This window comes from Pseudomonas sp. EA_65y_Pfl2_P78, from assembly GCF_963970495.1.
GTDB lineage: Bacteria > Pseudomonadota > Gammaproteobacteria > Pseudomonadales > Pseudomonadaceae > Aquipseudomonas > Aquipseudomonas baetica_A.
The window spans coordinates 59,820-69,366 of sequence record NZ_CAXAON010000031.1 but is presented as its reverse complement, the minus strand read 5'-3'; the positions used below and the strand labels follow the sequence as shown (position 1 = coordinate 69,366).

6 protein-coding genes and 1 pseudogene are annotated in these 9,547 nt (G+C 57.8%); all 7 read right to left on the bottom strand.

Annotation, left to right across the window (positions count from 1 at the left end):
- Window positions 1–238 (bottom strand): annotated as a pseudogene (locus AACY02_RS21255) (group II intron reverse transcriptase/maturase); the annotation flags it as partial.
- 486 nt (window positions 239–724) lie between these two features.
- Window positions 725–1,606, bottom strand: a complete 882-nt coding sequence (gene sucD / locus AACY02_RS21250) for a succinate--CoA ligase subunit alpha (RefSeq protein WP_339433638.1) — start codon at window positions 1,604–1,606, stop codon at window positions 725–727.
- Complete coding sequence (sucC, locus tag AACY02_RS21245) at window positions 1,606–2,772, bottom strand: ADP-forming succinate--CoA ligase subunit beta (protein WP_085732277.1); 1,167 nt, start codon at window positions 2,770–2,772, stop codon at window positions 1,606–1,608. The genes sucD and sucC overlap by 1 nt, the downstream gene beginning before the upstream one ends.
- Before the next feature lie 183 nt (window positions 2,773–2,955).
- On the bottom strand, window positions 2,956–4,392 hold the full coding sequence (gene lpdA, locus AACY02_RS21240) for a dihydrolipoyl dehydrogenase (protein WP_339433637.1): 1,437 nt from the start codon (window positions 4,390–4,392) through the stop codon (window positions 2,956–2,958).
- Window positions 4,393–4,489: 97 nt separating this feature from the next.
- Window positions 4,490–5,713 carry a 2-oxoglutarate dehydrogenase complex dihydrolipoyllysine-residue succinyltransferase gene (gene odhB / locus AACY02_RS21235; protein WP_339433636.1) on the bottom strand — a complete coding sequence of 408 codons (1,224 nt, stop codon included), beginning with the start codon at window positions 5,711–5,713 and terminating at the stop codon, window positions 4,490–4,492.
- Window positions 5,714–5,755: 42 nt separating this feature from the next.
- On the bottom strand, window positions 5,756–8,587 hold the full coding sequence (locus AACY02_RS21230; RefSeq protein ID WP_339433635.1) for a 2-oxoglutarate dehydrogenase E1 component: 2,832 nt from the start codon (window positions 8,585–8,587) through the stop codon (window positions 5,756–5,758).
- Window positions 8,588–8,838: 251 nt separating this feature from the next.
- A complete protein-coding gene (locus AACY02_RS21225; RefSeq protein ID WP_003223007.1) occupies window positions 8,839–9,543 on the bottom strand; it encodes a succinate dehydrogenase iron-sulfur subunit in 705 nt (234 codons plus the stop codon).
- Between the last annotated feature and the right edge of the window lie 4 nt (window positions 9,544–9,547).

Genomic DNA, 9,547 nt, shown 5'->3' with positions numbered 1-9,547 from the left:
CCGGCGCCCCCTTGTTGCTGACTACGCGTTGATACGCACGCTTGAGGTTGGCGGGTGCGAGCACCCGCGCCATCAACGTGCCCGGCTCCGCGTTCGTCCCCGTCACAGACGCCGCTGATACCTGTGCGCTGTCAGTCGTCATCCTCGGATTCTGTCCGGGACTCGGAGTAACAGTCTTCTCTGGGAGAAATTTCTGCATTTCGGTATTCAACGAGACTTTGACGCCTACTGGCGGCATAACTTGTTCGGCCCTTGGTGGCGCGGTTAACCGCCACTTACTACGGCCTCGGCTGACTTCTGCACGTTCATCCCGTCGCCTCTCGACGCTCGGTAGCACAGCGGCAAACGTGCAGATCTCCCAGGGTAATTCGCGCGACCTTCCTGCTTATGCCTGTCGAATTTACGTCGTAGCGCTCCGTGCAAGTATTGGGCTTTGATGAGCATTGCCACCTGACCCCGCTACGCCGCCTGATCCGCTTTCTGTTCGTCAGGCCAGCATTTCGCCTCGGGCTTCCTTCAGATTCGCGGTCACCCGCGACACCCTTGCCTCTGGCTAACACTTCCCCTTGCCGGGTGTGTAGAGGACTTTCACCTCCAAGTCACCAGCGAGGCCACCACAGCCAAGCTGGTTGCGCTTACGCGCAACGCGCCATGCCTGGCGCACAACGACAAAGGCCACCCGGAGGTGGCCTTTGTTTGGTGAAGCGTCAGCTAAGCGCGAGGCTTACTTGACAACCCAACCAGTCAGCTCGGCCAGGGCCTTGCCGATGTCTGCCAGCGAACGCACGGTTTTAACGCCTGCGTCTTGCAGAGCAGCGAATTTCTCGTCTGCAGTGCCTTTGCCGCCAGAGATGATTGCGCCAGCATGACCCATGCGCTTGCCCGGAGGAGCAGTCACACCAGCGATGTAGGAAACAACCGGCTTGGTCACGTGTGCCTTGATGTAGGCAGCCGCTTCTTCTTCAGCCGAACCGCCGATCTCACCGATCATCACGATCGCTTCGGTCTTCGGGTCTTCCTGGAACAGCTTCAGGATGTCGATGAAGTTCGAACCCGGGATCGGGTCACCACCGATGCCGACGCAAGTCGACTGACCGAAACCGGCGTCAGTGGTCTGCTTCACAGCTTCGTAGGTCAGGGTGCCGGAACGGGAAACGATACCGACCTTGCCTGGCAAGTGAATGTGACCTGGCATGATGCCGATCTTGCATTCGCCTGGGGTGATCACGCCTGGGCAGTTAGGGCCGATCAGGACTACGCCCAGTTCGTCGCACTTAACTTTAGCGTCCAGCATGTCCAGGGTAGGAATGCCTTCGGTGATGCAGACGATCAGCTTGATACCGCCGAAAGCAGCTTCCAGGATCGAATCTTTGCAGAAAGGAGCCGGAACGTAGATCACGCTGGCGGTAGCGCCAGTGGCAGCTACGGCGTCTTTAACGGTGTTGAACACTGGCAGACCCAGGTGCTCGGTGCCGCCTTTGCCCGGAGTTACGCCACCAACCATCTTGGTGCCGTATTCGATGGCTTGCTGGGTGTGGAAACTACCTTGCGAACCGGTAATACCCTGGCAGATAACTTTGGTGTCTTTATTGATCAGGACGCTCATTATTTGCCCTCCGCAGCTTTGACAACTTGTTGAGCAGCGTCGGTCAGGCTGGTAGCAGCGATGATGTTCAAACCGCTTTCTGCCAGTACTTTAGCGCCCAGCTCAGCGTTGTTGCCTTCAAGGCGAACAACAACCGGGATTTTCACGCCGACTTCTTTCACAGCGCCGATGATGCCTTCGGCAATCATGTCGCAGCGAACGATGCCGCCGAAGATGTTGACCAGCACTGCAGCGACGTTAGTGTCGGACAGGATGATCTTGAACGCTTCGGTCACGCGTTCTTTGGTAGCGCCACCACCTACGTCGAGGAAGTTGGCTGGCTTGCCGCCATGCAGGTTGACGATGTCCATGGTACCCATGGCCAGACCGGCACCGTTGACCATGCAGCCGATGTTGCCTTCCAGTGCTACGTAGTTCAGTTCGAACTTGGCGGCGTGCGCTTCGCGCGGATCGTCTTGCGACGGATCGTGGAAAGTCTTCAGCTTAGGCTGACGGTACATGGCGTTGGCGTCGATGTTGATCTTGGCGTCCAGGCAGTGCAGATCGCCGTCAGCCTTGATCACCAGCGGGTTCACTTCCAGCAGAGCCAGGTCGTGATCCTTGAACAGTTTGGCCAGACCTACGAAGATCTTGGCGAACTGAGCAACCTGCTTGCCTTCCAGACCCAACTGGAATGCCAGCTCGCGCCCCTGGAATGGCTGAGCGCCAACCAGTGGATCGATAGTGGCTTTCAGAATTTTTTCTGGAGTGTCGTGAGCGATTTTCTCGATGTCCACGCCACCTTCGGTGGAAGCCATGAACACGATGCGACGGCTCGAACGGTCAACGACAGCGCCCAGGTACAGCTCTTTAGCGATATCAGTGCACGATTCAACCAGGATCTTGGTGACTGGCTGGCCATTGGCGTCAGTCTGGTAAGTCACCAGACGCTTGCCCAGCCACTGCTGTGCGAAGGCTTTGGCGTCTTCTTTGCTGCGAACCAGCTTAACGCCGCCCGCTTTACCGCGACCACCGGCGTGAACCTGGGCTTTGACAACCCACTCGTTGCCGCCGATTTTGTCGCAAGCTTCTGCTGCTGCTTCCGGGGTGTCTACTGCGTAACCAGTGGAAACTGGCAGGCCGTATTCAGCGAACAGCTGCTTACCCTGATACTCGTGAAGATTCATGCTTTTTACCGTCTTCGTTAGGTACTGCGCATTCGGCGCTGCGCTCTTGATGAGTGCCGCGCCACCTGTGACTGCTGCTTGCGTAGCTGAGCTACGCAAGACTGCGTCCAGCGGACATTCCGCGGTGAGACTTGCTCGCAAGGCTCACGACGGGCCGTTACCGCCGTGGTTTCTTATTGTCTGTTAACGCTTCTTGCGGTTGGCAATGTGGATGGCGCCGCCATTCACAGCCAGAGCAGCTTCGTGCAAGGCTTCAGACAGGGTCGGATGGGAGAAAACCATCATGCCCAGGTCTTCAGCACTGGTGCCGAACTCCATACCGATCGCGCCCTGCTGAACCAGCTCTGCAGCGCTCGGGCCAATCACGTGCACGCCCAATACGCGGTCAGTCTTGGCATCGGCGATGACCTTGACGAAACCACCGGTATCGTTGGCGGCCATGGCACGGCCGGAAGCGGCGAACGGGAAGGTGCCAACGTTAACTTCAACGCCTTCAGCTTTCAATGCCTGCTCGGTTTTGCCAACCCACGCGATTTCCGGGTGAGTATAAATAACCGAAGGGATCAGGTCATAGTTGATCTGAGCCTTGTGACCTTTGATGCGCTCGACAACCATGATGCCCTCTTCCGAGGCTTTGTGAGCCAGCATCATGCCGCGAACCACGTCGCCGATGGCGAAAACGCCCGGTACGGTGGTCGCGCATTGATCATCAACGTGCACGAAACCGCGCTCGTCCAGGGTCACGCCGCTGTCGGCAGCCAGCAGATCAGTGGTCACCGGACGGCGACCAACGGCTACGATCAGCTTGTCGAAAGTGATGGTCTGTTCGCCGTTGGCATCGGTGTAGTTAACAACGACTTCGTCGCCGTTCACTTTCGAACCGGTCACGCGAGCACCCAGTTTGATGTCCAGACCCTGCTTGGTCAGGGTTTTCAGCGCTTCCTTGGAAACCGCGGTGTCCGCTGCCATCAGGAAGGTGTCCAGGGCTTCCAGGACAGTCACTTCTGCACCCAGACGCGACCATACCGAACCCAGTTCCAGACCGATCACGCCAGCGCCGATCACGCCCAGACGCTTAGGCACGGATTGGAATTCCAGCGCACCTGTCGAATCGACGATGACGTTCTGATCAACCGGAGCCGGTGGAATGTCGATCGGACGCGAACCTGGCGCCAGAATGACGTTTTCAGCTTCGATGACTTCAACCGAACCGTCCGGCTTGGTGACTTCGACTTTCTTGCCAGCCAACAGCTTGCCGTGGCCCTGGATCGAAGTAACGCCATTGGCCTTGAACAGAGTGGCAACGCCGCCGGTCAGGTTCTTGACGATGCCAGCCTTGCGGCCAACCATCGCAGCGACGTCCATTTTGACTTCGCCGGTCGAGATACCGTGAACGTTGAAGCTTTCTTTCGCTTCCTTGTATTTCCAGGAGCTGTCCAGCAGCGCCTTGGAAGGAATGCAGCCGACGTTCAGGCAGGTACCGCCCAGGGCTTGCTTGCCTTCGGCGTCGGTGTACTTCTCGATGCAGGCAGTGCTCAGACCCAGTTGTGCGGCCTTGATGGCAGCCACATAGCCACCAGGGCCAGCACCAATCACTACTACGTCAAATTTCTGCGACATTCAAAAAATCCTCTTTAGCGAAAAGCTTCAAGCCACAAGCTTCAAGCCAAGCCGCCCTTTCTTGCGGCTTGCTGCTCGAAGCTTGCAGCTGCTTCTATCAGATATCCAGCAACAGACGAGCCGGATCTTCCAGCAGGTTCTTGATGGTCACCAGGAAGGTCACAGCTTCTTTGCCATCGATCAGACGGTGATCGTAGGACAATGCCAGGTACATCATCGGACGGATAACGACCTGACCATTGATGGCCATAGGACGCTGGATGATGTTGTGCATGCCCAGAATAGCTGCCTGCGGCGGGTTGACGATCGGGGTCGACATCATCGAACCGAAGGTACCACCGTTGGTGATGGTGAAGGTACCACCGGTCATCTCGTCCATCGACAGTTTGCCGTCACGGGCCTTCTTGCCGAAAGTGGCGATACCACCTTCGATTTCAGCCAGGCTCATCAGCTCGGCGTTACGCAGGACCGGTACAACCAGGCCGCGGTCGCTGGAAACGGCAACGCCGATGTCAGCGTAGCCGTGATAAACGATGTCGCCGCCGTCGATCGACGCGTTCACAGCCGGGAAGCGCTTCAGTGCTTCGGTGGCCGCCTTCACGAAGAAAGACATGAAGCCCAGGCGTACGCCGTTGTGGGACTTCTCGAACAGATCCTTGTACTTGGAACGCAGCGCCATGACTTCGGTCATGTCGACTTCGTTGAAAGTGGTCAGCATTGCCATGTTCGATTGAGCTTCAACCAGACGCTTGGCCACAGTGGCGCGAACGCGGGTCATCGGTACGCGCTTCTCGATGCGGTCGCCAGCGGCGAACACAGGAGCGGCGGCCGAAGGAGCAGCAGCCTTGGCAGGCGCGGCAGCCGGAGCGGCTTTCTTGGCAGCAACAGCAGCAACCACGTCTTCCTTGGTCACACGACCGCCCTTGCCGGTGCCGGCAACGGAAGCGATGTTGATGCCGTTTTCTTCAGCCAGCTTGCGAGCAGCCGGAGCAGCAACAGGATCGTCTTCGCCTTCGGCGGCAGCCGGGGCAACGGCAGCAGCGGCCGGAGCAGCAGCGGCGGCTGGAGCAGCGGCCGCAGCGCCGCCCGCTTCGATGGAGCCCAGGACTTCGTCGGACAGAACGGTGTCGCCTTCGTTCTTGACGATTGCGCCCAGCACGCCATCAGCAGTAGCCAGCACTTCCAGTACGACTTTGTCGGTTTCGATGTCAACGATCAGGTCGTCGCGCTTGACAGCGTCGCCCGGTTGTTTGTGCCAGGTGGCAACGGTGCCATCGGCAACCGATTCCGGGAAAGTGGGGGCTTTGATCTCGATAGCCATTATCTGTAGTTCCTTAAATTCGGTTTCAGGTGCGCGAAGGCGTTAAACGGTAAACGCGTCTTGCAGCAGTTTTTCCTGCTGCTCGGCGTGCATCGATGCATAACCACAAGCAGGTGCAGCAGAAGCATCACGGCCCGCGTACTCAAGTACGAGAGACTTGTTGTGATTGCTAACGATGCGGCGCATGTGGTGCTGGCTGCAGTACCAGGCACCCTGGTTCATCGGCTCTTCCTGACACCAAACGATATGTTTGAGGTTGGTGTACGGAGCCAGAACTTCGTTCAAGTCGTCCTCAGGGAATGGGTACAGCTGCTCGATACGCACGACAGCGATATCGTCACGGCCTTCGGCACGGCGTTTTTCCAGCAGGTCGTAGTAGACCTTGCCGCTACACAGAACAATGCGCTCGACCTTTTTCGGATCTTGAGCATCGATTTCCGGGATCACGGTCTGGAACGAACCTTCGGCCAGGTCTTCCAGCGTCGAGATGGCCAGCTTGTGGCGCAGCAGCGACTTCGGAGTCAAAACTACCAGTGGTTTGCGCAGCGGGCGGATCACCTGACGACGCAGCAAGTGGTAGATCTGCGCCGGAGTGGTCGGCACGCACACCTGAATGTTGTGCTCGGCGCATAGCTGCAGGTAACGCTCAAGACGTGCCGAACTGTGCTCAGGGCCCTGACCTTCATAACCGTGTGGCAGCAACATGGTCAGACCGCAGAGACGGCCCCACTTGTGCTCGCCGCTGGTGATGAACTGGTCGATAACAACCTGCGCACCGTTGGCGAAGTCGCCGAACTGGGCTTCCCAGATCACCAGCGCGTTTGGCGTGGTGGTCGAGTAACCGTATTCGAAGGCCAGCACCGCTTCTTCCGACAGGAAAGAGTCGTACAGGTCAAAGCGTGGCTGACCGTCGTACAGGTTCTGCAGCGGAATGTAGGTGCCCGCGTCTTTCTGATTGTGCAGAACAGCGTGACGGTGCGAGAACGTACCGCGGCCGATGTCCTGACCGGTCATGCGAATCGGGTGACCTTCAAACGCCAGGGTCGCGTACGCCATGGTTTCGGCGTAACCCCAGTTGATTGGCAGGCCGCCGGCTTGCATCTTCTGACGGTCTTCGTAGATCTTCGCAACCTGACGCTGAACCACGAAGCCTTCCGGAATTTCCAGCAGCTTGGCGGACAGTTCCTGCAGGGTTTTCAGATCGAAACGGGTGTCGTGACGTGCAGTCCAGGCGTGGCCCAGATACGGACGCCAGTCCACGAACAACTCTTTGTTCGGCTCTTTGACCAGCGATTTCACTACGTGCAGACCGTTGTCCAGCGCGTTGCGGTATTCGTCGACCTTCGCCTGAACACGCTCTGCATCAAGAGTACCGTCCTGAGTCAGACGATCGGCGTACAGCTCACGAGTGGTACGCTGTTTGGTGATCTGCTGATACATCAGAGGCTGGGTGCCGCTTGGCTCGTCGGCCTCGTTGTGGCCGCGACGACGGTAGCAGACCAGATCGATCACTACGTCACGCTTGAACTGCATGCGGTAGTCGATGGCCAACTGGGTCACGAACAACACGGCTTCCGGATCATCACCATTCACATGGAGAATCGGCGCCTGAATCATTTTCGCAACGTCGGTGGCGTACTCGGTGGAACGCGAGTCCAGCGGGTTGCTGATGGTGAAACCCACCTGGTTGTTGATCACGATGTGAACAGTACCGCCGGTTTTGAAACCGCGGGTCTGCGACATCTGGAAGGTTTCCATGACCACACCTTGACCTGCGAATGCAGCGTCACCGTGGATGGAGATCGGCAGAACCTTCTCGCCGGTCGAATCGTTACGACGATCCTGACGGGCACGAACCGAACCTTCTACCACCGGGGAAACGATTTCCAGGTGGGACGGGTTGAACGCCATGGCCAGGTGAACTTCACCACCGGTGGTCATTACGTTGGACGAGAAGCCCTGGTGATATTTAACGTCACCGGAACCCAACTCGACCTTCTTCTTGCCTTCGAACTCGTCGAACAGCTCGCGCGGGTTCTTGCCGAAGGTGTTGACCAGTACGTTCAGACGACCACGGTGAGCCATGCCGATGACGACTTCCTTGGTGCCGTAGGAACCGGAACGCTGGATCAGTTCGTCGAGCATCGGAATCAGGCTTTCGCCGCCTTCCAGACCGAAACGCTTGGTGCCCGGGTATTTGGTGCCCAGGTATTTTTCCAGGCCTTCACCGGCTGTCACGCGCTCAAGCAGGTGGCTCTTGATGTCGGCGGAGTATGTCGGACGACCACGCACGCTTTCCAGACGCTGCTGGAACCACTGGCGCTGCTCGGAATCGGTGATATGCGTAAATTCAGCGCCGATGGTGCGGCAATATGTCTGCTGCAACGCTTCGTGAATTTCGCGTAGGCTCGCTTCCTCTTTGCCGATGAACAGGTCGCCGGCACGGAAGGTCGTATCAAGATCGGCATTGGTCAAGCCGTAATGATTGATCGACAGGTCTGCAGGTGCAGGACGCTGCCACAGTCCCAGCGGGTCAAGCTGGGCTGCCTGGTGGCCACGCATACGGTAGGCCTGGATCAATCGCAGCACTTCAACTTGCTTCTTCTCGTGCTCACTGCTCACGCTGCCGGCGGAAACCGGTTGGGCGCGGCGCTGGTTCTTTGCCAGCAGCACGAAATGATCGCGAATTGTGGAGTGCGAAACATCAGTGGCAGAGTTGCCGTCGGCAGGCAACTTCTGAAAGTAGGTGCGCCACTCTTCTGGCACAGCGTTAGGGTCGTGCAGGTAGAGCTCATAAAGCTCTTCCACATAGGCAGCGTTTCCACCTGAAAGGTAGGCGCTGTTCCACATGCGCTGCATCACGCTTTCTTGCATGCTTGGTCACCCTCGGTTAGGGGAACACCATCGGCGCCAATACCGAGCAAACTTGCAGAAGTCCGAATGCAGCGACCAAAACAAGCCACTTAGGATCACGCTGATAGTCCGGGTACCAGCCCGGATGCCCCTGCTTGTCTCATTTCTTCAAAATAAGAGCCGCAGCTTATGGCTGCTGCTCTGGTTATAGCCATGACGCGGGTTGAAGCCCGCGCCACAGCCTCTACGGTGCAGCGGTTACAGCAGCTGAATCACACGCCGCTCGAAAGCAGCATGTTACGGATGTGACCGATGGCCTTAGTCGGGTTCAGGCCTTTGGGACATACGTTGACGCAGTTCATGATGCCCCGGCAGCGGAATACGCTGAACGGGTCATCGAGCGAAGCCAGACGTTCGCTGGTCTTGGTGTCACGGCTGTCTGCCAGGAAGCGGTAGGCTTGCAGCAGAGCAGCAGGACCCAGGAACTTGTCCGGATTCCACCAGAAGGACGGGCAAGAGGTCGAGCAGCAAGCACACAGGATGCACTCGTACAGACCGTCGAGCTTTTCACGCTCTTCTGGCGACTGCAGACGCTCGATGGCCGGAGCCGGCGTGTCGTTCTGCAGGTAAGGCTTCACCTTCTCGTATTGCTTGTAGAAGATGCTCATATCGACGACCAAGTCACGGATAACCGGCAAACCTGGCAACGGACGAACAATCAACTTGTTACCTTTCACAACGGCAGACAGCGGCGTGATGCACGCCAGACCGTTTTTGCCGTTGATGTTCATGCCATCGGAGCCACAGACACCTTCACGGCAGGAGCGACGATAGGAGAAGCCCTCGTCCTGCTCTTTGATCAGGGCCAGCACGTCCAGCACCATCAGGTCTTTACCACCGGTATCGACCTGGAATTCCTGCATGAACGGCGCAGCGTCCTGATCAGGGTTGTAGCGATAAACACTGACTTGCAACATGGCG

Bases quoted from the DNA above. Each gene is read 5' to 3' on its own strand.
- sucD (WP_339433638.1), bottom strand. From the start codon at position 1,606: ATGAGCGTCCTGATCAATAAAGACACCAAAGTTATCTGCCAGGGTATT.
- sucC (WP_085732277.1), bottom strand. From the start codon at position 2,772: ATGAATCTTCACGAGTATCAGGGTAAGCAGCTGTTCGCTGAATACGGC.
- lpdA (WP_339433637.1), bottom strand. From the start codon at position 4,392: ATGTCGCAGAAATTTGACGTAGTAGTGATTGGTGCTGGCCCTGGTGGC.
- odhB (WP_339433636.1), bottom strand. From the start codon at position 5,713: ATGGCTATCGAGATCAAAGCCCCCACTTTCCCGGAATCGGTTGCCGAT.
- AACY02_RS21230 (WP_339433635.1), bottom strand. From the start codon at position 8,587: ATGCAAGAAAGCGTGATGCAGCGCATGTGGAACAGCGCCTACCTTTCA.
- AACY02_RS21225 (WP_003223007.1), bottom strand. From the start codon at position 9,543: ATGTTGCAAGTCAGTGTTTATCGCTACAACCCTGATCAGGACGCTGCG.